The organism is Pseudomonas sp. NFACC41-3 (genome assembly GCF_900109505.1).
Classification (GTDB): Bacteria; Pseudomonadota; Gammaproteobacteria; order Pseudomonadales; family Pseudomonadaceae; genus Aquipseudomonas; species Aquipseudomonas chlororaphis.
This window is the reverse complement of the sequence record NZ_FOAE01000003.1, coordinates 769,523-793,989: the sequence shown is the minus strand read 5'-3', so window position 1 is coordinate 793,989 and position 24,467 is coordinate 769,523. Positions and strand designations below refer to the sequence as shown.

Genomic DNA, 24,467 nt, shown 5'->3' with positions numbered 1-24,467 from the left:
CCTCGTGGCTTGAGGTTCTAACAGTCAGGTATGCAAACGCGCCGGAAGACCGGCCAGGAACAAGTCAGGCGCGCCAACGCCAACGGGCCAGGGCCTTGATGACTTTCATCCAGAGTTTGCGAGTGACCACCACGATGGCGTTTCCAGGAGGGGATTGAACAGCGTCGGGCAACGTTATCTCAGCGGCCGGATCCAGGCAACCGGGAATTAACTGGCGCAGATCGTCGATCACCAGGGCTGGCATTTCCTCGGCAATCGGCCGTCCGTGGTTGTAGCCATAGCTCAATGCCACGCACTTTACGCCCGCGGCTTTCGCTGCCTGCACATCGCTGCGCGAGTCACCGACGAACAACGATTGCGAGGCCGGGATACTGGCCATTTTCATGACGAAGAACAGCGCTGCCGGGTCGGGTTTCTTCTGCGGCAGGGTATCGCCACCGATGATCCAGCGGAAATAACGGCCGATCTTCATCTGATCCAGCAAGGGCGCGACGAAACGCTCCGGCTTGTTGGTGATCAGCGCCATTTCCACACCCTGCTTGTGCAGCCATTTGAGGGTGTCGCGCACGCCTGGGTAGACCACGGTCAGTTCGTGGCCATCCTCATAGGCATTGTTGAACAGCTCCAGCCCGCGCTCAGCCTCGACATCGTCGACGCCCTGCGCCGCGATGTCGTTGGCCAGGGCCCGGCGCACCAGCATCTGCACGCCGTTGCCGACCCACTCGCGCACCGCCTCGATACCGGCGGGCGGACGCCCCAGTTTGAGCAGCATGTCGTCCACGGCCGCCGCGAGGTCGGGAACCGAATCGACCAGGGTGCCATCCAGGTCGAACATCACCAGCCGCGGCAGACGCCCCGGGAACAGCTGCTCGAAACCGCTCATGGACGGGCCAGCGCCAGTTCGGCGCGCATCTTCTCGATCACGTCCCGGTAGTTCGGCGCATTGAAGATCGCCGAGCCCGCGACGAAGGTATCGGCGCCCGCGGCAGCGATTTCGCGAATGTTGTTCACATTCACCCCGCCGTCGATTTCCAGGCGGATATCGCGACCGGAAGCATCGATCAGGGCACGGGCCTCACGCAGCTTGTCGAGGGTGCCGGGAATGAACTTCTGGCCGCCGAAACCCGGGTTGACGCTCATCAGCAGGACCATGTCGACCTTGTCCATGACGTACTTGAGCACGTCCAGCGGGGTGGCCGGGTTGAACACCAGGCCAGCCTTGCAGCCGCCTTCGCGGATCATCTGCAGGGAACGGTCGACGTGCAGCGTGGCTTCCGGGTGGAAGGTGATGTAAGTCGCACCGGCCTCGATGAAGTCGCCGATAATGCGATCCACCGGGCTCACCATCAGGTGGGCGTCGATCGGCGCGGTGATGCCGTACTTACGCAGGGCAGCGCAGACCATCGGACCGATGGTCAGGTTGGGTACGTAATGGTTGTCCATGACATCGAAGTGCACGATATCGGCGCCAGCGGCGAGAACATTGTCCACTTCCTCGCCCAGGCGGGCGAAATCGGCGGAGAGGATCGACGGAGCAATTGCGAAGGGCTGCATGACGCACCTTTTTGAGCAGAATCACGGTGGCGCGCATTGTATACCTCATGCTTTGGCGCGCGCACCGTGACTGCGATGATCAGTAAGCCGCGCGATAGATCTTCTCTATATCGCCCGGGCTCAGTTTGCGCGGGTTGTTGCGCATCAGGCGCTCGATCCCCGCGGCCTCCACCGCCATGGACGGAATGGCCTCCTCCGGCACCCCGAAGCTGCGCAGCCCCGAGGGAATCTCCACCGCGGCGCAGAGCTGGGTCATGGCCTCGACCGCCTTGTCGGCCGCCTCGGCCGCACTCAGATGAGCGGTCTTCACCCCCATGGCCTCGGCGATATCCTGCATGCGCTCGACACAGGCCATCTTGTTCCAGGTCATGACGTACGGCAGCAGCAGGGCATTGCTGACGCCATGGGCGATGTTGAAGCGCCCGCCCAGTGGATAAGCCAGCGCGTGCACCGCGCCGACCCCGGCGTTGCCGAAGGCCATGCCGGCCATCAGGCTGGCGGTGGCCATGTCTTCGCGGGCCTGCAGGTGGGCAGGATTGGCGTACGCCTTGGGCAGCGCCTGGGCGATCAGCTTGATGGCGCCAAGAGCCAGGGAGTCGGTGATGGGCGAGGCGTTGAGCGACAGATACGACTCGATGGCATGCACCAGGGCATCGACACCGCTGGCGGCAGTCACACTGCGCGGGCAGGTCAGGGTCATCTGCGGGCTGACCAGCGCCACATCCGGCAACAGGTAATCGCTGACAATGCCCTTTTTCAGCTGCGCGACCTTGTCCGAGAGAATCGCCACATTGGTGACTTCGGAGCCGGTGCCCGCCGTGGTGGGAATGGCAATCAGCGGCGGCCCCTTGCGCGGTACCTGGTCGATCCCGAACAGATCTTCCAGCGCCCCGTGATAACCGGCGTAGGCCGCGACGCTTTTGGCGATATCGATGGCGCTGCCGCCGCCCAGGCCGATCAGCCCGTCGTGCCCGCCCTCACGGTAAACCTGCATGCAGTCTTCGACGATGGCGATTTCCGGGTCGGGCAGCACCCGGTCGAAAATCTCGTAGTCCCGCCCCCCCAGTTGCGCCAGCGCCAGCTCCACGGTACCGGACTTGACCAGCGCGGCATCAGTGACGATCAGCGGGTTATCGACATCCAGGCGGCTCAGTTCGGTGGACAGTTGCTCGATCGCGGCGGAGCCGGTGAGCAGTTTGTGGGCGATTTTGAAAGAGGAAAGACTCATGTGCGCGGCCTCTTATATAGGGGGGAGCTGGCACAAGAGTAGCTGGGGATTCGGTGTTGTCTGCTATTTCAGCGATGAATGCCGGAGCAGGTCGCCCCCGCGGCCGGCGCGGGAGCGATCTGTCAGTGGCGATCAGACCGGAGCGGTACGCAGTTTTTCGCTGCGGCCACGCAGCCATTCCAGGGTCAGCAGCAGAATCACCGAGAAGGCGATCAGCAGTGTCGCCGCGGCGGCGATGGTCGGGCTGAGGTTTTCGCGGATACCGCTGAACATCTGCCGGGGCAAGGTGGCTTGCTCGGGGCCGGCAAGAAACAGCGTGACCACCACTTCATCGAACGAGGTAGCAAAGGCGAACAGCGCGCCGCTGATCACCCCCGGCGCGATCAACGGCAGGGTCACCCGGCGGAACGCCGTCAGCGGCGAAGCGCCAAGGCTGGCCGCGGCCCGCACCAGGTTCTGGTTGAAGCCCTGCAAGGTGGCCGAGACCGTGATGATCACGAACGGCACGCCCAGCACGGCATGGACGATGATCAGCGAGAAGAAGCTGTTACCCATGCCCAGGGGCGCGAAGAACAGGTAGCTGGCCACGCCGATGATCACCACCGGCACCACCATCGGCGAAATCACCAGCGCCATCACCAGCGCTTTGCCGGGGAAGTCGCCGCGGGTCAGGCCGATGGCCGCCAGCGTGCCGAAGACCATCGCCAGCACCGTGGCCGCCGGGGCGACGATGATGCTGTTCTTCAGGGCGCGCATCCATTCCGCCGAGCCGAAGAAATCGTGATACCACTGCAGCGAGAAGCCTTGCAGCGGGTACACCAGGAAGCTGCCCGAGTTGAACGACAGCGGAATGATCACCAGCACCGGCAGGATCAGGAACAACAGGATCACGCCGCAGAGAATCCGCAAGCTGTAGAACCAGACCCGCTCGACGGGCGACATGTAAGGGCTCAGCATTCGATTCTCTCCTTAGCTCAGGCGCAGGCGACTGGCGCCCACCAGCCAGCTGTAAATCAGATACAGCACGATGGTCGCCAACAGCAACAGGCCGCCCAGCGCGGTCGCCATGCCCCAGTTGATGCTGGTGTTGGTGTAGAAGGCGACGAAATAGCTGACCATCTGGTCGTTCGGGCTGCCCAGCAACGCCGGGGTGATGTAGTAGCCGATGGCGAGGATGAACACCAGCAGGCAACCGGCGCCGACGCCGGCATAGGTCTGCGGGAAATACACCCGCCAGAAGCTGGCGAACGGATGGCAGCCGAGGGAAATCGCCGCGCGCATATAGGTCGGCGAGATGCCTTTCATCACGCTGTAGATCGGCAGGATCATGAACGGCAGCAGGATGTGCACCATGGAGATGTAGACCCCGGTGCGGTTGAACACCAGCTCCAGCGGCTTGTCGATCACGCCCATGGCCATCAGCGCGCTGTTGATCAGGCCGCCCGATTGCAGCAGCACGATCCACGCCGCCACACGCACCAGGATCGAAGTCCAGAACGGCAGCAGCACCAGAATCATCAGCAGGTTGCTCTGGCGCGCCGGCAGGTTGGCCAGCAGATAAGCCAGGGGATAGGCCAGCACCAGGCAGATGCCGGTAATCACCAGGCCCATCCAGAAAGTCCGGGCGAAGATATCCAGGTAGATGGCCTGGTCAGGGGTCGCCGGGGCGATCTCCCCCAGGTCGTCGATCCGATGGTCGACGGCGGCCAGCAGGTAGAACGGCGTCAGGCTGCTGGTGTTGCGGCGTACCGCCTGCCAGTAGGCCGGGTCGCCCCAACGCTCGTCGATGGCCTCCAGCGCTTCTTTATAGGAAGCCGGTTCCTCCTTGAACGGCAGGGCCCGGGCGGTTTTGGTCAGCAGGCTGCGATAGCCGGCCAACTCCATGTTCAGTCGCTTGGACAGATCGCCCAAGGTTTGCTGCTTGCGCGCTTCGGCCAGGTCCTCGCTCAGCGCCTTGTACACCGGCTCGGCCGGCAGGCCGCGTCCGTCCCAACCGGCCACGGCGACCACGGTGCGCGGCATGCCTTCGACCACTTCCGGGTTACCGACGCTCTTGTACAGCAGCGCGGCGATAGGCACGAGAAACACCAGCAGCAGGAACAGCACCAGAGGCGCGATCAACGCTTGCGCTTTCCAGCGGTTGACCCGCTCGGCACGCGCCAGGCGCTGCTTGAGGCTGGGGCTGGTGACCTCGTTCAGGGGAACGCTAATGGCCATGACGAACTCCGCAAATCTTTAAACGGTAACGGCGTCACCCGCGGGTGACGCCGCCCATGCATGGCGCCTTACTTGGCCGCCCACGAGTTGAAACGCTGTTCCAGTTGTTCACCGTTGTCAGCCCAGAAGCTGACGTCGATCTGCACCTGGTTGGCGATGTTTTCCGGGGTGGTCGGCATGTCTTTCAGGATGTCCTTGGCCAGCAGCGGTACCGCCTGGGTGTTGGCCGGACCGTAGGCGATGTTTTCCGAGTAGGTCTTCTGCTGCTGCGGCTGCACCGAGAAGGCGATGAATTTCTTCGCCGCTTCGGCACGGGTCTTGTCCAGGCCCTTCGGAATGGCCCAGGCGTCGAAGTCGTAGATGCCGCCGTTCCACACGACTTTCAGGTTGCTTTCCTTCTGTACCGCGGCGATCCGGCCGTTGTAGGCCGAGCTCATGACCACGTCACCGGAAGCCAGGTACTGCGGCGGCTGGGCGCCGGCTTCCCACCACTGGATGCTCGGCTTGAGTTCATCGAGCTTCTTGAAGGCACGATCCTGGCCGTCCTTGCCGGCCAGCACCTTGTACACATCCTTGGGCGCGACGCCGTCGGCCATCAGGGCGAATTCCAGGGTGTACTTGGCGCCCTTGCGCAGGCCGCGCTTGCCCGGGAATTTCTTGGTGTCCCAGAAATCCGCCCAGCTGGTCGGCGCGGTCTTCAGCTTGTCGGCGTTATAGGCCAGGACGGTCGACCAGACGAAGAAACCCACGCCACAAGGCTGGATCGCGCCCTTGACGTAATCCTCGGGCTTGCCGAACAGCTCGGGGTCGAGCTGCTCGAACATGTCTTCGTCGCAACCGCGGGACAGTTCCGGCGATTCGACTTCCACCAGGTCCCAGGACACGCTCTTGGTGTCGACCATGGCTTTGACCTTGGCCATCTCACCGTTGTATTCGCCAGCGACGATCTTGCCGTTGCCCGCGGCTTCCCACGGGGCATAGAAGGCCTTGACCTGGGCCGCCTTGTTCGCCCCGCCAAAGGACACCACGGTCAGGTCCGGGCCCGCCGCCATCGCGTGCGATGCGCCCATCAGGCCCAATGTCAAAGCGGTGAATTTCAGGGATCTCAACATTTATTGTTCTCTCCACGTGCAGGGTTGGTGAAGCAAGGGGGCGATCAATGCGCCTCTAGAAGTGGGTCGAGCGCGCGAACGTGTTCGACCTGCCAGCCAAGCGGAACCACATCGCCCACCGCCAGCTCCGGATCGAGCTCGGCAATCGGTTGTTTCACGAAGAAGTCGGTCTTGCCACAGACTTCCAGGCGAACCCGGACGTGGTCGCCCAGATAGATGAATTCCGCCACCCTCCCTGAGAAGCGGTTGACACAGCTTTCACTGGAGCCGTTGAGGCTCACGCGCTCCGGACGAATCGACAGGGTCACCGGCTCGCCGGTCTTGCCGACGTTGACCGCCAGCGCCTCGACCTTCTCGCCGCGCCCCAGCTCGACCACGCAGCGGTCACCGCTGTGGCTGTGCAGGCGGCCGTTGAGACGGTTGTTCTCGCCGATGAAGTTGGCGACGAAGGTGTTCTTCGGCTCTTCGTAAAGGGTCCGAGGCGGGGCGATCTGCTGGATTTCGCCCTGATGGAACACCGCGACCCGGTCGGACATGGTCAGGGCTTCGCCCTGGTCGTGGGTCACGTAGACCACGGTCACGCCGAGGCGCTGGTGCAGGTGCTTGATTTCCATCTGCATGTGTTCGCGCAGCTGTTTGTCCAGCGCGCCGAGGGGTTCGTCCATCAGTACCAGCTGCGGCTCGAACACCAGCGCCCGGGCCAGGGCCACCCGCTGCTGCTGGCCACCGGACAGTTGCGCCGGATAACGCTGGGCGAAGGACTCGAGCTGGACCATGCTCAGCACGCGTTTGACCCGCTCGCTGATATCGGTCTTGCTCAGGCCACGCACCGACAGCGGGAACGCCAGGTTCTCGGCCACGGTCATGTGCGGGAACAGCGCATAGTTCTGGAACACCATGCCGATATCGCGCTTGTGCGGCGGCACGTTGTTGATCGCCCGCCCGGCCAGCTGGATCTCCCCGGCGGTCGGGGTCTCGAAGCCGGCCAGCATCATCAGGCTGGTGGTCTTGCCGGAGCCGGATGGCCCGAGCAGGGTAAGGAACTCGCCTTTGCGAATGTCCAGGTTGAGGTCTTTGACGATCAGGTTTTCGCCGTCGTAGCTCTTTTGCACACCACGGAAACTGACCAGTACATCACTCGTCCCAGCGCTTGAATCGACCTCGCTCATACCCACACCTTTTGTTTTTTGACGGCTGTGGACTAAGCCTAGTGGAGGCCACAAGCCGCGCAAATCGGGGGGTATGAGAGATTGGCCTCAGCCGGATGGAAGGTTCCTTGTAGGAATCCCCCTACAAGAATGGCGCGATTGGACAAGTTCCGGCGCACGCCCGGCGCAGATCATGGCCAGAAGCCTGTTTGCATGTCGCAAATGGGTACGTGTAGCCGCTGCCGCAGGCTGCGATCGGCCCGAAGGGACGCCTGCGGCCTTGAGTCCGTCGAGGTCCTGCGGACCTATCGCAGCCTGGGGCAGCGGCTACAGATCCACTCAGAGCAGCTTATGCTCCATCGCGTACTTCACCAGCTCGGCCAGGGAGGTGATGTTGAGTTTCTGCATCAATCGCGCCTTGTGGGTGCTGATGGTCTTGCTGCTCAAGGCCAGCTGTTGGGCGATATCGTTGACGTTGGCGCCCTGGGCCAGCCGCTCGAACACGGAAAACTCGCGCTCCGACAGCAGGGAATGCAGGGGCCGGGTGTCCGTCAGGCCGACTTCGAAGACCATCCGGTCGGCCAGTTCCGGGTCGATGTAACGCCCGCCCGCCGCCACTTTGCGGATCGCCGTCAGCAGCAGCGCCGGGTCGCTGTCCTTGGTGGCATAACCGGCCGCCCCCACCTTCAGCGCCCGGGCCGCCATCTGCGCCTCGTCGTGCATTGACAGCACCAGGATCGCCGGCGGATTGTTCAGTGCGCGGATCCGCGGGATCGCCTCCAGGCCGTTGACGCCAGGCATGGAAATATCCAACAGCACCACCTCGCAAGGCACGTGGCGCAGGGTTTCCAATAGCTGCTCGCCATTGCTCGCCTCCCCCACCACCGTCAGGTCCTTGGCCAGGCCAATCAACTGCTTGATGCCTTCGCGAACGATGGTGTGGTCTTCGGCTACCAGTACACGGATCACAGCTCGTACCTCTTCTTATTAGTGATGATCTCTGCAGCGGCGAGCTTGCTCGCGCCTACAAGTCCAGCGGCACAGTCACGCTCAGGGTGGTGCCTTCGCCCAGCTGACTGTCCAGGCTCAGGCTGCCGCCCATGATCAGTACCCGCTCGCGCATGCCCACCAGACCGAAGGACGTCGGCCGCCCGGCCTCGACCACGAAACCCTGGCCGTCATCGCTGATGGTCATGCACAGTTGGTTCTGCTCGAGACTCAGGGTCAGTTCGACAGTATGCGCCTGTGCATGGCGCATCACGTTGGTCAGCGCCTCCTGGAGGATACGGAACAGACCGATGGCCTTGGCATCGCTGAGCACCGGCAGATTGTCGGGCACCTGCACCAGGCAAGGAATCTGTGTGCGCGCCTCGAAACGCCGCGCCTGCCACTCGATGGCCGACGCGATCCCGGCATCGAGAATCGGCGGGCGCAGGGCCGTGGCCACATCGCGTACCAACTGGAACAGCTGGGCGATCAGGCGCTTCATGCTGTTCAAGCGTTCGTGCAGCCCCGGATCGAGCTGCGCGTAGGCCAGCTCGCACATCGAGGTCTCCAGCTTGAGCACCGTGAGCATCTGCCCCAACTCGTCATGCACTTCCCGGGCGATACGCGCCTTTTCCTCTTCGCGCACGCTTTCCAGGTGCGCCGACAGCTCGCGCAGTTGCTCCCGCGAGCTGGCCAGCTCCAGTTCGATGCGCTTGCTTTCGCTGATGTCCCAGACGATGCCGTCCCAGACATAGGCGCCATCCTCGAGCTGGCGGGTGATGGCCTTGATTTCCGCCCAGCGCTGTTCGCCCTGGCGGGTCAGGATCCGTCCCTGCCAGGACCAGTCGCTGTCGGTGTCCAGGGCGTGGTCCTGGGTCTGGTGATAACTGGCCCGGTCCCCAGGGTGCACCAGGCTGCGCAGCCCTATGTCGCGATGGCTGAGGGTCGCCGGGGAATAACCCACCAGGCTCTCGCTGCCTTCGCTGATGTAGGCGAAATCGATCTGCCCGGTCACCGGTGCCCGTTCCAGGCGGAACACCAGCCCCGGCACATTGGCGGCGATCCCCTGCAACCGCGCTTCGCTCTCCTGCAGGGCGGCCAGGGCGCGACGACGCTCGGTGACGTCTGTGAGGTAAACCACCAGGTACTCGCCATCGCGAAAGCGCAGAAAACTCAGCGACACATCGGCCGGCAGGATGCTGCCGTCGGCGCGGACACACTGGGTCTCGAAGCTGGGCGGCGCGTCCTCGCTGGCCCGGGCACGCTTCCACAGGCCAAGCCAGCGGTCCATGTGCAGGTTGGGCTCGAAATCGCTCAACGGTCGGTCGACCACCGCCCCCGGGGCATAGCCCAGCATGCTTTCGGCCGCGCGGTTGGCGTAGCGCACATGGCTGTCCCAGTTGACCCAGAGAATGCCCACCGTGCTCTGGTCGATGGAAAACTGGGTCAGACGCAAGGCTTCTTCGCTGGCCTCGCGCCGGGCCAGGTCCTCGCGGGTGGTCAGCAGGCGCTGCTCGAGCGTCTGTTGCTGGCGGCGCTGCCAGATAACGATGGCCATGCTCGCCAACAGCAGCACGGCCAGCAACAGGCTGAGGTTCTGCCAGAAACCGCGGGACTCGCTCAGCCGCGGATACTTGGGTTGCAGCCAGCGATTGTGCAACTGCTCCAGGTCCTTGGCGGCGATACCGTGCAAGGCGCGTTGCACGATGTCCGCCAGCTCGGGCCAGTCGCGCCGGGTCGCCACCCGCAGCAGTTGCGGCAATCCGATATCGCCCACCACCGCCAGGCCGGCGAACTCCGGCTCCGCCGACAAGCGACTGAGCTGTGCTTCATCGATCACCGCATAACGCGCCTGCTGGCTGAGCAGCAATTGCAGGGCCTGGCGCTCCAGGGGCACACCCTGCAGATTGAGGTTGGAATAGGTCGCCCGCAGGTAGTCCGCCACCGCGCTGGGCATGCGCACCGCCACGCGGGTCTGGCTGTCGAGCTTTTCCAGCTCTACCGCGCCGGCGCCCTTCTGCTCGCCGACCACCAGTTGCGGCACGCGCATATAGGGATCGGAAAACTGCCAGAGCCGCAGGCCGGCCGGGGTCTGGCTCAGGCCCGGGGCCATATCCACTTCACCGGCGCGCACCGCCGCTTCCAGTTGCGCCTGATCGGCAAAGTTGCGCCAGCTCAGCTCGACCTTCATCGCCTGGGCCAGCCACTGCATCAGTTCAATATTGGCGCCGGACAAGCGTTGCAGCCGTCGGTCGTACTGGGCGTAGGGAACCTGGAGCACCACGCCGACCCGCAATTCCCGATGCTGCTCCAACCACTGCTGTTGTGCGGGGCTCCACTGCGCCTGGGCGATATGTGGCGCAGGCACCGCCCGGGCCATCAAGGGAAGGCAGATACAGCCGATAACCAACAGGCAGCGAAAACGCATCATCTGAAGTCTCACACACTGACAAATACTGACCAACCCATTAGGCTGCCGGGATTACTTCTGGCCTGGAATAACCGATGTCCCTTGTCCACCGCACGGCACTGCCCGCATTGTGCCTGTCGCTGATCCTGCCTTGTGCCTTTTCGGTCGAGGCCGCCGATCCGCAAGCCGCCCCGGCAGAACAGCCTGCCGCGGAAAAACCGGCCGAACGCCAGCCGCTCCTTGAGCGTAGCCAGGAAGATGCCGCAGCCCTCGAACGGGTCCTGCCATCCAGCGAACAACAGTCACTGCAAGCCGGCAGCGAGAGCTTTCTGGCCCTGTGGAAACCAGCCAACACCAGCGACCCCAAGGGCGCGGTGATCATCATCCCGGGCGCTGGCGAAACCGCCGACTGGCCTCAGGCAATCGGCCCTTTGCGCAACAGATTGCCGGATGCCGACTGGAGCAGCCTGAGCCTGACCCTGCCCGACCTGCAGAGCGATGCGGCGCAACCACGCATCGTCGAGGCCGAACCTGTGCCCGCGACCGCCGACACTAGCAGCAAAGATGCCGCCACGGCAGCGCCCAAGCCAATCGAACAGGCCGCCGGTGGCGAAGCCGAGATCGCCGATCGCGCGGTGGTGGAGAGTAGCGAAGAACAGGCCAAGGCCGACGCCGAGCGGATTTTTGCCCGTATCGACGCCGCGGTGACCTACGCCCAGCAGCAGAACGCCCGCAGCATTGTGTTGCTGGGCCATGGCAGCGGCGCCTACTGGGCCACGCGCTACCTGAGCGAAAAACAACCGCCGGAGATTCAAAAACTGGTGCTGGTGGCTGCCCAGACCCCGTCCATCGGCAAACCCGGGCTGGCGGAACTGACCCCGACCCTGAAGCTGGCGACCGCCGATTTTTTCTACAAGGACAACGCGCAGGCTCGCAAGAACGCCCTGGAACGCCTGCAGGCGAGCAAGCGCCTGAAGAACGCCAACTTCACCCAGGTCTCGCTCAACGCCCTGCCGGGCAACAGCACGGCTGAAAACGAGCAGCTGTTCAGACGCGTACGCGGCTGGCTGAGCCCGCAACCCGTGCAAGACTGAACCCAGCCGCGCCCGGTCCCGCTCCTGTTTTTGGCAAGGTACGGGGCCGGGCGTGGGGCATTTCCCTCTAGCGAATCTCTCTAACGAGTCTCTCTAACGAAAATCCCGACGCTCGCGGATCAGTGCGTAAGCGCTGTGCAGCTCGCGGGTTTTCTCCGTGGCTTCACGCACCTGCAAGGGGCTTGCGCCGCTGCCGGCAATCTTGTCCGGGTGATGGCGGCTGAGCAGGCGCCGGTAGGCGCGCTTGATCTGCGACGGCTCGCTGGTCGCCGAGACACCGAGCAGGCGCAACGCGTCCTGATAGGTGCCACTGCTGTTGGCCAACGGTTTTTTACTCGGCTCGTAGTCCGCCGCCAATGCCTGCACCTGCTGCACAGTCCAGCCCAGCCACTTGCCCCAAAGCTGGATCAGCTCGCGCTCGGAGGGGCTGGCCCGGCCATCGGCCCAGACCATCCGCCAGCAAGCGCGCAACACACCCTCGGCAGCATGGGGCTGCGTCGCCAGGCGCTGCAAGTAGCCTCGTAGCCGATCGTTACCCGACTTGCCCCGATTGAACGCGGCAATGGCGCGGCGCTGCGCGGCTTCGCTCATATCCAGCGAACGCATTTCCAGACGCGCCTGCTGGATATGCCCATCGACCACCCGGCCATCGCTTTTCGCCAACCGCCCCAAGAGCACGAACAGCAGTTCATCGTTGCGCAACGCCGGTCGACCGCCCAGACGCTCACGCACCTGGGCCCAACTATGCAATTGCAAACGCCGGTCCAGCGCCTGTCCCAGCAACGCTCCCAGCATGGCCCCCGGGATACTGGCTATGGCAAAGCCAGCCCCGGCTCCGATCAGAGTCCCTGGCCACAACATATCAACGACTCGCTTCTAACAAGGTTTCGACTTCCGCCAGGCGCTCATGGGTGCCGACATCGACCCAGTGTCCCTGCAAACGCTCGCCGCTGACCTGTCCATCGGCCATGGCCTTGCGCAGCAGGGGCGCCAGTTTGAACGCACCCGGTGTGCAGCCCTGGAACAGGTCCGGGTGCAACACCGCGATGCCGCTGTAGGTCAGGGTCTGCGCACCCGGCTCGGCGTCCCGCACCCAGGCATCGCTGAGGATGAAATCCCCGGCGGTGTGATGAGCCGGGTTATCCACCAGCACCAGATGCGCCAACGCATCCAGCGGACGGTTCAACGAGCGGAAATCGTAATCGGTCCAGACATCGCCATTGACCACCACAAAGGGCTCGTCGCCCAGCAAGGGCAAGGCGCGGAAAATACCGCCGCCGGTTTCCAGCGGCTCGCCCTCCGGCGAATAGCGGATGCTCAAGCCAAAGCGCGAGCCATCGCCCAGATGATCTTCGATCTGCTGCCCCAGCCAGGCGTGGTTGATGACGATTTCGGTAAAACCCGCCCGGGCCAGTGCCCGCAGGTGGTACTCGATCAACGGCACACCGGCGGCGCGGATCAATGGCTTGGGCGTGGTCAGGGTCAAGGGGCGCATCCGTTCGCCCTTGCCCGCGGCCAAAATCATTGCCTTCATACACAGGCTCCGACCGGTTGACGCAGGCTGGCCAACAGCTCACCCAACTCCGCCAGCTCCGGCCGACGGGCCAGGACGGCTTCTATATAAGCGAAGAAACGCGGCACGTCGCCCAGGTAACGGGGCTTGCCGTCGCGGTGGCAGATCCGCGCGAAGATCCCGATCACCTTGAGATGGCGTTGCACACCCATCAGGTCGCTCGCGCGCAGGAAATCCTCGAAATCGGGTTGCACCGCGATCCCGAGCCGGGACGCTTGCTGCCAGTAGTCTTCCAGCCAGCCGCGCACCCGTGCTTCGGGCCAGCTGAGAAAGGCATCCTTGAACAGGCAGGTGACGTCATAGGTCACCGGGCCATAGACCGCGTCCTGGAAATCCAGCACGCCCGGATTGGGTTCGCTGAGCATCAGGTTGCGCGGCATATAGTCACGATGCACCAGCACCTTGGGCTGGGCCAGGGCGCTTTCGATCAACAGCTCGCTGACCCGCTGCCATTGGCCACGCTGGCGCTCATTCAGCTCGACGCCCAGCTCGCGCCCCACGTACCACTCGGGGAACAGTTCCAGTTCACGGCGCAGCAAAGCGACGTCATAACTGGGCAACGGCGCATCCATCGGCAACTGCTGGAAAGCCAGCAAGGTTTGCAGCGCATCCTTGAACAGGGCGTCGGCATTTTCGCTGTCGATCACGTCCAGATAGGTTTTGTTGCCCAGGTCATTGAGCAAAAGAAAGCCGCGCGGCAAATCTTCTGCATAAATTTTCGGCACATTGGTTGCGGATTTTGCCAACAGATGGGCGATATCCACGAAGGGTTTGCAGTTTTCCTGGGGCGGTGGAGCATCCATCACGACAAAGCTGCGGCCTTCGCCTTCCCAGCGGAAATATCGCCGGAAACTCGCGTCGCTGCTGGCCGCGGTCAATGTGGCCGGGGGCACGGGGCCCCAACCGTTGGAGGCATAGACAATCGACAACTGCTCATCGAGCCAAACTTTCAGGTGTTGCAAGCGTACATCTTGGTCAGGCATTGCAAGGGTCTCCGACGGCGCTAGCCGTCAAGCGGGTCATGCTTTATTATCCAGCATCTTTTTCAGACCATCGAGAGGCGTGCGGCCCACACCGCGGGCAGATGGCACGCAGGAAGCCCGGACTAATAAGATGGCATTGAAATCCCCCGCGTTTCGTAAAAAATTTCCGTTGTTGGTTACTGGCAGTCTGCTGGCCCTGCAACCCCTAGCCACTTCGTTCGTGGTCGCCGCAGAACAGTATGACTGCTCAGTCTCTGCTTCGGGTGGCTGGGACTGCGCGCCGAAAACCAGCGCCGCTCAACTGCCTCCGCGCCCCGTGCATGACGCGAGTGCGGTCAGCTCGAGCACCGCTGCATCGGCCGAAGGCGGCGAAACCAGCGAAGACACCGGCGCCAAGCCGATGCTGGTTACCGAGTCCAAGGGCCGCGGCCTGAAGTCCCGCAGCGAAGACTACAGTCACCTCGACTGGGTTCCGCGCGAGAAGCTCACCGCCGCCCAGTTGGCCGAGACCGGTCCTTACTGTGCTGGTGCTTATATCGAACCGATTCGTCCTGGCATGAATGACAAGACGAATAAAAGTGACGCCCCGACCTTTATCGGCGCCAAGGCTTCGCGTTACCAGCAGGAGCAGCAGATCGCCACCCTGGCCGGTGATGTGGTCATGCGCCAGGGCAGCATGCAGGTCGAGGCCGACGAGGCCAACCTGTACCAGGCCGAAAATCGTGGCGAGCTGAACGGCAACGTCCGCCTGCGCGACAACGGCGCCCTGCTGGTCGGTGATCACGCCGACGTGCAGCTGGACACCGGCGAGGCCAAGGTCGACAACGCCGAATACGTGATGCACAAATCGCGCATCCGCGGTAACGCGCTGTACGCCAAGCGTGCCGAGAACGCGATCATCCGTCTCAAGGACGGTACCTACACCACGTGCGAACCGAGCAGCAACGCCTGGCAGCTCAAGGGCAACAACATCACCCTGAACCCGGCGACCGGCTTCGGCACCGCGACCAACGTGACGTTGCGCGTCAAGGACATTCCGGTCCTGTACACGCCGTACATCTATTTCCCGATCGACGACCGTCGCCAGTCCGGCTTCCTGCCGCCGACCATCGGCAGCGGCAGCGATACCGGCTTCATGCTGGTCACCCCGTACTACTTCAACCTGGCGCCGAACTACGACGCCACGTTGTACCCGCGCTACATGAGCAAGCGCGGCCTGTTGATGGAAGGCGAATTCCGTTACCTGACCAAGTCCAGCGAAGGTCAGTTCGGCGCGGCGTACCTCAACGACGAAAACGATGACCGCAAACTGCAGTCGGACTACGAAAAAACCCGCTACATGTACAACTGGCAGCACAAGGGCGGGCTCGATTCGCGCCTGATGACCGAGGTCGACTACACCAAGATCAGCGATCCGTACTACTTCCAGGATCTGCAGACCGACCAGATCGGTGTGGAAAGCCGTGATTACATCAACCAGCAGGGTGCTGTGACCTACCGTGGTGATACCTACACCGCACGCCTCAATGCCCAGGCTTATGAACTGGCCACGGTTTCCAACATCACGCCTTACAACCGTCTGCCGCAAATCACCTTGAATGGCTTCTTACCGCAGCATCCGGGCGGGCTGGACTTCAAGTACGAAACCGAGATTGTTCGCTTTGATCGCGACCTGCAGAACGGTACGTTCTTTGATGAGAATGGTGTCGGTGCACCGCGACTCGACCGCAATGTTCAAGGTTTGGCGCGTGCCAATGGTAATCGCCTGAACCTTGCACCGTCTGTGAGCCTTCCGCTTAACTGGACCTATGGCTTCCTGAAGCCATCCCTCAAGTATCAATACACCCAGTACGATCTGGATCTGGACAGTATCGGCAAGAGCCAGGTTGCTGCACAGACCGCGGAACAGAATCGTCTTGACGGTACTTACAGCAGCAATCAGAACCGTGGCGTGCCTATCGCCAGTATCGACAGCGGCCTGTACTTCGACCGCAACACCCAATGGTTCGGCAAGAACTATCGCCAGACCCTGGAACCACGCCTGTACTATCTCTATGTACCGGAAAAAGACCAGAGCGACATCCCGGTATTCGATACCAGCGAGTCCACCTTCAACTACTCGTCGCTGTTCCGTGATAATCGTTTCACCGGCTCCGACCGTGTAGGCGACGAGAACAAACTGTCCCTCGGCGTCACCAACCGCTGGATCGAAGAGAACGGCTTTGAACGTCAACGCATCAGCATCGGTCAGGCCTTGTACTTCAAGGACCGCGAAGTCCAGTTGCCGGGTATTGATGCGAAAACCCGAGACGACGCGCACTCCAATGTTTCGCCTTATGCACTGGAATACGAGTACCGCTGGAACCGCGACTGGCGTACCACTGCCGACTACAACTGGGACCCGGACAGCCACAGCCCACGCTCCGGCAGCGCAATGTTCCACTACCAGCCGGAAGACAACCCGAACAAGGTCATCAACGCCGGTTATCGCTATCGCAACGACCTGGTTCGTTACGACCAGTCCACGGGTAAATGGTCGGTGGGTGGCGGTGACTATGGCACCCCAGGCACTCCTGGCTACGTGAAGGACTATTACAAGATCAAGCAGCACGACTTCTCGGTGATCTGGCCGATCGTGCCGCAGTGGAACCTGATCAGCCGCTGGCAGTACGACTACAACCGCAACCGTACCCTCGATGCCTTCGGTGGTTTCGAATACGACAACTGCTGCTGGAAACTGCGCCTGATCAACCGTTACTGGGTCAAGTATGACGAGTTCAGTCAAGACGCCCCGCAGAACGAGAAAGGCGACCATGGCATCTTCCTTCAAATCGTCCTGAAAGGACTCGGCGGCCTTACCGGCGCCAAGGTAGAGAGCTTCCTCGACAAAGGCATTCAAGGTTACCGTGAACGTGAAGACCAAGCTTTCTGATTGTCTGCGCCCGCTGATGCTGGGCGCGTTGTTCCTGGGTACCGCGGCGAGCGCCGCGGTACAACCCATCGACAAAGTGGTGGCCATCGTCGATAACGACGTGGTCATGCAGAGCCAGCTGGACCAACGGGTTCACGAAGTTCAGCAAACCATCGCCAAGCGCGGCGGCGGCATGCCACCCGCCGAGGTCCTGAACCAGCAGGTACTGGAACGCCTGATCGTCGAAAACCTGCAACTGCAGATCGGCGAACGCTCCGGCATCCGCATTACCGATGAAGAGCTGAACCAGGCCGTCGGCACCATCGCCCAACGCAATAACATGACGCCCGATCAGTTCCGCGCCGCCCTGGCGCGTGATGGCCTGTCCTATCAGGACGCCCGTGAGCAGATTCGCCGCGAGATGATCATCAGCCGCGTGCGCCAGCGCCGTGTTGCCGAACGCATTCAGGTCTCCGAGCAGGAAGTGAAAAACTTCCTCGCCTCCGACCTGGGCAAGATGCAACTGTCCGAAGAGCTGCACCTGGCCAATATCCTGATTCCAACCCCGGAAAGCGCCAACTCCGAAGCGATTCAGAGCGCCGCGCGCCAGGCCATGGACATCTACCAGCAGCTCAAGCAAGGCGCCGACTTCGCTCAGCTGGCCATCGCCCGTTCCGGCAGCGACAACGCCCTGGAAGGTGGTGACATGGGCTGGCGTAAAGCCGCTCAACTGCCCCCTCCGTTCGACCGCGAACTGAGCGCCATGGCAGTGGGCGATATCACCCAGCCAGCTCGTACCCCAGGCGGCTTCATCATCCTGAAGCTGTTGGAAAAACGCGGCGGCGGCAATCAGATGCGTGACGAAGTGCATGTCCGTCATATCCTGATCAAGCCAAGTGAGATTCGCAGCGAAGAAGAAACCAAGCGCCTGGCCCAGAAGCTCTACGAGCGCATCGAAGCCGGCGAAGACTTTGCCGAACTGGCGAAAAGCTACTCGGAAGACCCGGGTTCCGCCCTCAATGGCGGCGACCTCAGCTGGATCGACCCGAATGCCCTGGTTCCCGAGTTCCGCGACGTGATGGCCAAGACCCCGCAAGGTCAGCTGTCCAAGCCGTTCCAGAGCCCATATGGCTGGCACGTATTGGAAGTCCTTGGCCGCCGCGCCACTGACAGCACCAGCCAGGCCCGCGAACAGCAAGCGATGACCGTGCTGCGCAACCGTAAATACGACGAAGAGCTGCAAACCTGGCTGCGCCAGATTCGCGATGAAGCCTACGTCGAGATCAAACTTCCTGGCGCCGACCAGGCGGCCCAGTGAAACCCAAGCGTTTCGCGCTCACCCCCGGCGAGCCAGCCGGCATAGGTCCCGACCTGTGCCTGTTGCTCGCCTCGCAACAACAGCCATACCCCCTGATCGCCATCACCAGCTGCGACCTGCTTACCGAGCGGGCCGCGCAGCTGGGTGTGGCCGTCAGCCTGATTGCGGTCGGCCCCGACAACTGGCCAAACCAGCCGGCCGCCGCCGGTAGCCTCTACGTCTGGGATACCCCGTTGGCGACCAAAGTCGTCACCGGCCAGCTCGACAAGGCCAACGCCGCGTTCGTTCTGGAAACCCTGACCCGGGCCGGCCAAGGCTGCCTGGACGGACATTTCGACGGCATGATTACCGCCCCAGTCCACAAGGGTGTGATCAACGAAGCCGGCATTGCCTTTTCCGGCCATACCGAGTTTCTCGCCGACCTGACGCATACCGAACAAGTGGTGATGATGCTGGCCACCCATGGCCTGCGCGTGGCACTGGTGACCACTCACCTGCCACTGCGGGACATCGCCGACGCCATTACCCCGGAGCGCCTGGAGCGGGTTACGCGCATTCTGCATGCGGACCTGCACAACAAATTCGGCATCGCCCAGCCACGCATCCTGGTCTGCGGGCTCAACCCGCATGCCGGCGAAGGCGGACATCTGGGCCATGAAGAAATCGATATCATCGAACCCACCCTGGAGCGTCTGCGCAACGAAGGCATGGACCTGCGTGGCCCCCTGCCCGCCGACACTCTGTTTACCCCCAAATATCTGGAGCACTGCGACGCAGTGCTAGCGATGTACCACGACCAGGGGCTGCCCGTGCTGAAATACAAAGGCTTCGGCGCCGCGGTCAACGTGACGTTGGGCTTGCCGATCATCCGCACCTCGGTCGACCACGGCACTGCCCTGGATTTGGCCGGCAGCGGCAAGATCGATACCGGCAGCCTGAAAGTCGCCCTGGAAACCGCCTACCAGATGGCCGAGACCCGTTTATGACCGAGCAATACCAACACCGGGCGCGCAAGCGCTTCGGCCAGAACTTCCTGCATGACGCCGGCGTGATCGACCGCATCCTGCGCTCCATCAATGCCAAATCCGGCGACCGCATGCTGGAAATCGGCCCGGGCCAGGGCGCCTTGACCGAGGGCCTGCTCAACAGCGGTGCCCAACTGGATGTGGTCGAACTGGACAAAGATCTGGTGCCGATCCTCAACCAGCAGTTTGCTGGCCGGGATAATTTCAGCCTGCACCAGGGCGATGCCCTGAAGTTCGACTTCAACAGCCTGAATGCCGCGCCCGGCAGCCTGCGGGTGGTTGGCAACCTGCCCTACAACATCTCCACCCCGCTGATCTTTCACCTGCTGCAGAACGCCGGACTGATCCGCGACATGCACTTCATGCTGCAGAAAGAAGTGGTCGAGCGCCTCGCCGCGGGCCCGGGCGGTGGCGACTGGGGCCGCCTGTCGATCATGGTCCAGTACCACTGCCGCGTGGAGCATCTGTTCAACGTCGGCCCTGGCGCGTTCAATCCGCCACCGAAAGTCGACTCGGCAATCGTCCGCCTGGTGCCACACGCCGTGCTGCCGCATCCGGCCAAGGATCATCGCCTGTTGGAGCGCATCGTCCGCGAAGCCTTCAACCAGCGTCGCAAGACCCTGCGCAATACCCTCAAGGCCCTGCTCACAAGCGCCGAGATCGAAGCCGCCGGCGTCGATGGCAGCCTGCGTCCGGAGCAACTGGACCTGGCAGCCTTCGTTCGCCTGGCCGACAAGCTCAGCGAACAAGCCGCGGACACCGCCAGCGCAAGCTGACACGCCACCAGCGTTATCGGGTAAGACGCCAGGCTCCATGTCTGGTTTACTACCCGATACTTGGCCTAGACTGACCTCCATCAGCTTTGTCCCGCGTCCCGCTTCGTTTTAAGGCCCCTTGCATGTCCGATCCCCGCTATCAGATCGACGTCAGCGTCGTCACCCGCTTTCTCGCAGAACAGTCGCAACCCGAGCAGAACCGCTTTGCCTTCGCCTACACCATCACCGTGCAGAACAATGGCCTGCTGCCCGCCAAACTGCTCTCGCGGCACTGGGTGATCACCGATGGCGACGGGCACGTCGAGGAAGTTCGCGGCGCCGGCGTCGTCGGCCAGCAACCGCTGATCGCGGTGGGCAAAAGCCACACCTACAGCAGCGGCACGGTCATGACCACACGCGTCGGCAATATGCAGGGCAGCTATCAGATGCTCGCCGAAGACGGCAAACACTTCGACGCCATCATCGCCCCCTTCCGCCTGGCCGTGCCCGGAGCCCTGCACTGATGACGACTTACGCCGTCGGTGACCTGCAAGGCTGCCTGGGGCCTTTGCAGTGCCTGCTTGAAAAGGTCGCTTTCGACCCGACCAAGGATCGCCTGTGGCTGGTCGGCGACCTGGTCAACCGCGGCCCCCAGTCGCTGGAAACCCTGCGCTTTCTTTATGCCATGCGCGACTCCCTGGTCTGCGTACTGGGCAATCACGACCTGCACCTGCTGGCCGTCTGGCGCAATATCGAGCGCCTGAAGAAAGCCGACACCCTGCGCGAGATCCTCAACGCGCCGGATTGCGAAGAGTTGCTCCAGTGGCTGCGCCAGCAAAAGCTGATGCACTATGACGAACAGCGCAACGTCGCCCTGGTGCACGCGGGGATACCGCCACAGTGGTCGCTGAAGAAAGCCCTCAAGTGCGCCACCGAAGTCGAAGAGGCGCTGCGGGACGACAACCGCTTCGAGCCCTATCTGGACGGTATGTACGGCAACGACCCGACAAAATGGGACAGCGAACTCAAAGGCGTGACCCGTCTGCGGGTGATCACCAACTATTTCACCCGCATGCGTTTCTGCACCAGCGATGGCAAGCTCGACCTCAAGGGCAAGGAAGGGCCGGACACCGCCCCACCGGGTTACGCCCCATGGTTCGAGCACAAGGAACGCAAGACCCGGGACGTGAAAATCATCTTCGGTCACTGGGCCGCCCTCGAAGGCAATTGCAACCAGCCCGGCGTTGTCGCCCTGGACACCGGCTGCGTCTGGGGCGGAGCCCTGACCTTGCTGAACGTCGATACCGGCCAACGCCTCGAGTGTGAGTGCGACGCCCACGGCCACATCAAGCCCCAGGCCAATCAACCCTCCCCTGAACCCACACCAATCACCGCCAAGCGCTAGACGGCGCTTGCCACCAGGCCCAGGAGCCCGCCATGAGCGAATTCAAACGCATCCCCCCAGAACAGGCCCAGGCACTGCGCGAGCAAGGCGCCGTGGTGGTCGATATCCGCGACCCGCAGACCTTTGCCCTGAACCACATCAGCGGCTCTCTGCACCTGGATAACCACTCCATCTCCGACTTCATCCGCAACGCCGATCTCGACGCCCCGCTGGTGGTCGTCTGCTATCACGGCAACTCCAGCCAAAGCGCAGCGGCCTACCTGATCAGCCAGGGCTTCTCCGACGTCTACAGCCTGGACGGTGGTTTCGAATTGTGGCGGACCACCTACCCTGCGGAAATTGCCCAGGGCAGCGCCGAATAATTTTTCTGCGCGCCAGCCCGCGTCATTCGCGGGCTGGCGCCATGACCGACGAACGGTCACTTGAACAAATTGCGTATTCCACCTTTACCTCCCCGATTCCGAACTATCCTTAGCCTCAGGCCATCCAATCAGGGGAGAGCCGGTACACCGGCGTGCGGGTCATCGGTACTAGCTTTCAAGGTCGATAGCTTTGAAAGTGTTCTGGGGGGTAAACATCAGCCGGATTCCCGGCTGCATGCCAGCACTTGACTGACTGATCCGGCGTCGGCTCCACGTATCGAGCGAGGTGACGTCATGAGTATTTTTAGCCACTTCCAACAACGCTTCGAATCCACACGCCAGGAAGAGTTCTCGCTACAGGAGTACCTGGAGCTCTGCAAAAAGGACCGTAGCGCCTACGCATCGGCCGCTGAACGCCTGCTTCTGGCTATCGGCGAACCGGAGCTGCTGGACACGTCGACCAATTCGAGACTGTCACGGATCTTCTCCAACAAAGTGATCCGTCGCTATCCGGCCTTTGAAGACTTCCATGGAATGGAAGAATGCATCGACCAGATCGTCTCCTACTTCCGCCATGCCGCTCAGGGCCTGGAAGAGAAGAAACAGATCCTCTACCTCCTCGGCCCCGTCGGTGGCGGTAAATCATCCCTGGCCGAGAAACTCAAACAACTGATCGAAAAGGTGCCCTTCTACGCCATCAAGGGCTCTCCGGTATTCGAGTCGCCTCTTGGGTTGTTCAACGCCACGGAAGATGGCGCGATCCTCGAAGAAGACTTCGGTATCCCACGGCGCTACCTGAACACCATCATGTCGCCCTGGGCCACCAAGCGCCTGTCCGAGTTCGGTGGCGACATCAGCCAGTTCCGGGTGGTCAAGCTCTATCCTTCGATCCTCAACCAGATCGCCGTCGCCAAGACTGAACCTGGAGACGAGAACAACCAGGACATTTCCGCACTGGTGGGCAAGGTCGATATTCGCAAGCTGGAGGAATTCCCGCAGAACGACGCCGACGCCTACAGCTATTCGGGCGCACTGTGCCGGGCCAACCAGGGCCTGATGGAGTTCGTCGAAATGTTCAAGGCACCGATCAAGGTGCTGCACCCATTGCTGACGGCCACCCAGGAAGGCAACTACAACAGTACCGAGGGGCTGGGCGCGATCCCCTTCACCGGCATTCTGCTGGCCCACTCCAACGAATCGGAATGGCACACCTTCCGTAACAACAAGAACAACGAAGCCTTCATCGACCGGATCTATATCGTCAAAGTCCCGTACTGCCTGCGGGTCAGCGACGAAGTCAAAATCTACGACAAGCTGCTGTTCAACAGCTCCCTGTCCAAGGCGCATTGCGCTCCCGACACCCTGAAAATGCTCGCTCAGTTCACCGTGCTCTCGCGTCTCAAGGAGCCGGAGAACTCGAACATCTACTCGAAAATGCGCGTCTACGACGGCGAGAACCTCAAGGACACCGATCCGAAAGCCAAGTCGATCCAGGAATACCGCGACGCCGCCGGCGTGGATGAAGGCATGAACGGTCTGTCGACCCGCTTCGCCTTCAAGATCCTGTCGAAAGTCTTCAACTTCGATCCCCACGAGATCGCGGCGAACCCGGTGCACCTGCTTTATGTGCTCGAACAACAGATCGAACAGGAACAGTTCCAGGCGGAAACCCGCGAACGCTACCTGCGCTTCCTGAAGGAATACCTGGCTCCGCGGTATATCGAGTTCATCGGCAAGGAAATCCAGACGGCGTACCTGGAGTCCTACAGCGAATACGGCCAGAACATCTTCGACCGCTATGTGCTGTATGCGGACTTCTGGATTCAGGATCAGGAATACCGCGATCCGGAAACCGGCGAGATCCTCAATCGGGTCGCGCTCAACGAAGAGCTGGAGAAAATCGAGAAACCGGCCGGCATCAGCAATCCGAAGGACTTCCGCAACGAAATCGTCAATTTCGTATTGCGGGCCCGAGCCAACAACAACGGCAAGAACCCGACCTGGCTCAGCTACGAAAAACTGCGGGTGGTCATCGAGAAGAAAATGTTCTCCAACACCGAGGACCTGCTCCCGGTCATCAGCTTCAATGCCAAGGCCAGCAAAGAGGATCAACAGAAACACAACGACTTTGTTACCCGAATGGTCGAGCGCGGCTACACCGACAAACAGGTACGACTGCTGTCCGAGTGGTATCTGCGGGTCAGAAAATCGCAGTAACCCGCCGGTTGCACCGGTTGTCGTTAGCCAGGAGCCTGTCTTAGCGATTTCTGCTACACAGGCTTCAGGAAGCGCGTTTGAACGTTCGCAGCGAGGCTCGGGCAGAGGACCGACGGGCAAGACACTTTGCCGCCCCCTCCCCCCGTCCGGGCCGCTTGCGAGCTTCAA

The 24,467-nt window shown here is 62.2% G+C and carries 21 protein-coding genes; 9 read left to right on the top strand and 12 right to left on the bottom strand.

Annotated features, from left to right (window positions below):
- Window positions 1-64 precede the first annotated feature (64 nt).
- The 9 genes from BMY68_RS17905 to BMY68_RS17865 all read right to left on the bottom strand — a co-directional run bounded on the left by BMY68_RS17905 (window position 65) and on the right by BMY68_RS17865 (window position 10,677).
- Complete coding sequence (locus BMY68_RS17905) at window positions 65-883, bottom strand: phosphoglycolate phosphatase (RefSeq protein WP_007926157.1); 819 nt, start codon at window positions 881-883, stop codon at window positions 65-67.
- Window positions 880-1,554 (bottom strand): ribulose-phosphate 3-epimerase, encoded by a 675-nt coding sequence (gene rpe, locus BMY68_RS17900; protein ID WP_009045869.1) that lies wholly within the window; start codon window positions 1,552-1,554, stop codon window positions 880-882. The genes BMY68_RS17905 and rpe overlap by 4 nt, the downstream gene beginning before the upstream one ends.
- Window positions 1,555-1,633: 79 nt before the next feature.
- Window positions 1,634-2,782 (bottom strand): iron-containing alcohol dehydrogenase, encoded by a 1,149-nt coding sequence (locus BMY68_RS17895; protein ID WP_085533150.1) that lies wholly within the window; start codon window positions 2,780-2,782, stop codon window positions 1,634-1,636.
- A gap of 132 nt (window positions 2,783-2,914) precedes the next feature.
- Window positions 2,915-3,739: an ABC transporter permease gene (locus tag BMY68_RS17890; protein ID WP_007926154.1), complete on the bottom strand. Its 825-nt coding sequence runs from the start codon at window positions 3,737-3,739 to the stop codon at window positions 2,915-2,917.
- Between the two features lie 12 nt (window positions 3,740-3,751).
- A complete protein-coding gene (locus BMY68_RS17885) occupies window positions 3,752-4,999 on the bottom strand; it encodes an ABC transporter permease (RefSeq protein ID WP_009045872.1) in 1,248 nt (415 codons plus the stop codon).
- 68 nt (window positions 5,000-5,067) lie between these two features.
- Entirely contained in the window at window positions 5,068-6,111 is a 1,044-nt protein-coding gene (locus BMY68_RS17880) for an ABC transporter substrate-binding protein (protein WP_009045873.1), read from the bottom strand.
- 44 nt (window positions 6,112-6,155) lie between these two features.
- Window positions 6,156-7,280 (bottom strand): ABC transporter ATP-binding protein, encoded by a 1,125-nt coding sequence (locus tag BMY68_RS17875; protein WP_007926151.1) that lies wholly within the window; start codon window positions 7,278-7,280, stop codon window positions 6,156-6,158.
- Window positions 7,281-7,598: 318 nt separating this feature from the next.
- Entirely contained in the window at window positions 7,599-8,228 is a 630-nt protein-coding gene (locus BMY68_RS17870; RefSeq protein WP_007926150.1) for a response regulator, read from the bottom strand.
- Between the two features lie 55 nt (window positions 8,229-8,283).
- Window positions 8,284-10,677 carry a PAS domain-containing sensor histidine kinase gene (locus tag BMY68_RS17865; protein ID WP_085533148.1) on the bottom strand — a complete coding sequence of 798 codons (2,394 nt, stop codon included), beginning with the start codon at window positions 10,675-10,677 and terminating at the stop codon, window positions 8,284-8,286.
- A 74-nt stretch (window positions 10,678-10,751) separates the two neighbouring features.
- Here BMY68_RS17865 and BMY68_RS17860 point away from each other — a divergent pair, with 74 nt between their 5' ends.
- Entirely contained in the window at window positions 10,752-11,750 is a 999-nt protein-coding gene (locus BMY68_RS17860; RefSeq protein WP_085533146.1) for an alpha/beta hydrolase family protein, read from the top strand.
- Window positions 11,751-11,843: 93 nt separating this feature from the next.
- On the opposite strand, the gene BMY68_RS17855 is transcribed toward BMY68_RS17860, so the two are convergent.
- Genes BMY68_RS17855 through BMY68_RS17845 form a run of 3 tightly spaced genes read right to left on the bottom strand, consistent with a single transcriptional unit; the run spans window position 11,844 to window position 14,306 of the window.
- Entirely contained in the window at window positions 11,844-12,611 is a 768-nt protein-coding gene (locus BMY68_RS17855) for a TerB family tellurite resistance protein (protein WP_085533144.1), read from the bottom strand.
- Window position 12,612: 1 nt separating this feature from the next.
- A complete protein-coding gene (gene murU / locus BMY68_RS17850) occupies window positions 12,613-13,284 on the bottom strand; it encodes an N-acetylmuramate alpha-1-phosphate uridylyltransferase MurU (protein ID WP_085533142.1) in 672 nt (223 codons plus the stop codon).
- Window positions 13,281-14,306: an aminoglycoside phosphotransferase family protein gene (locus BMY68_RS17845; protein WP_085533140.1), complete on the bottom strand. Its 1,026-nt coding sequence runs from the start codon at window positions 14,304-14,306 to the stop codon at window positions 13,281-13,283. The genes murU and BMY68_RS17845 overlap by 4 nt, the downstream gene beginning before the upstream one ends.
- A gap of 130 nt (window positions 14,307-14,436) precedes the next feature.
- Between BMY68_RS17845 and BMY68_RS17840 the strand changes: the two genes are divergently transcribed.
- From BMY68_RS17840 to BMY68_RS17805, 8 genes are all read left to right on the top strand, one after another.
- Window positions 14,437-17,238 carry an LPS-assembly protein LptD gene (locus BMY68_RS17840; protein ID WP_085533138.1) on the top strand — a complete coding sequence of 934 codons (2,802 nt, stop codon included), beginning with the start codon at window positions 14,437-14,439 and terminating at the stop codon, window positions 17,236-17,238.
- Window positions 17,219-18,535 (top strand): peptidylprolyl isomerase SurA, encoded by a 1,317-nt coding sequence (surA, locus tag BMY68_RS17835; RefSeq protein ID WP_037005327.1) that lies wholly within the window; start codon window positions 17,219-17,221, stop codon window positions 18,533-18,535. Before BMY68_RS17840 ends, surA begins: the two co-directional genes overlap by 20 nt.
- Window positions 18,532-19,521: a 4-hydroxythreonine-4-phosphate dehydrogenase PdxA gene (gene pdxA, locus BMY68_RS17830; RefSeq protein ID WP_085533136.1), complete on the top strand. Its 990-nt coding sequence runs from the start codon at window positions 18,532-18,534 to the stop codon at window positions 19,519-19,521. The genes surA and pdxA overlap by 4 nt, the downstream gene beginning before the upstream one ends.
- Window positions 19,518-20,336 (top strand): 16S rRNA (adenine(1518)-N(6)/adenine(1519)-N(6))-dimethyltransferase RsmA, encoded by an 819-nt coding sequence (gene rsmA, locus BMY68_RS17825; RefSeq protein ID WP_007926129.1) that lies wholly within the window; start codon window positions 19,518-19,520, stop codon window positions 20,334-20,336. Before pdxA ends, rsmA begins: the two co-directional genes overlap by 4 nt.
- Window positions 20,337-20,458: 122 nt before the next feature.
- Entirely contained in the window at window positions 20,459-20,839 is a 381-nt protein-coding gene (gene apaG / locus BMY68_RS17820) for a Co2+/Mg2+ efflux protein ApaG (protein ID WP_007926128.1), read from the top strand.
- Window positions 20,839-21,720: a symmetrical bis(5'-nucleosyl)-tetraphosphatase gene (locus tag BMY68_RS17815; RefSeq protein ID WP_053262878.1), complete on the top strand. Its 882-nt coding sequence runs from the start codon at window positions 20,839-20,841 to the stop codon at window positions 21,718-21,720. Before apaG ends, BMY68_RS17815 begins: the two co-directional genes overlap by 1 nt.
- A 32-nt stretch (window positions 21,721-21,752) precedes the next feature.
- On the top strand, window positions 21,753-22,082 hold the full coding sequence (gene glpE / locus BMY68_RS17810) for a thiosulfate sulfurtransferase GlpE (RefSeq protein ID WP_009045885.1): 330 nt from the start codon (window positions 21,753-21,755) through the stop codon (window positions 22,080-22,082).
- A 294-nt stretch (window positions 22,083-22,376) separates the two neighbouring features.
- Window positions 22,377-24,299 carry a PrkA family serine protein kinase gene (locus BMY68_RS17805; RefSeq protein ID WP_007926124.1) on the top strand — a complete coding sequence of 641 codons (1,923 nt, stop codon included), beginning with the start codon at window positions 22,377-22,379 and terminating at the stop codon, window positions 24,297-24,299.
- The last annotated feature ends 168 nt before the right edge of the window (window positions 24,300-24,467 follow it).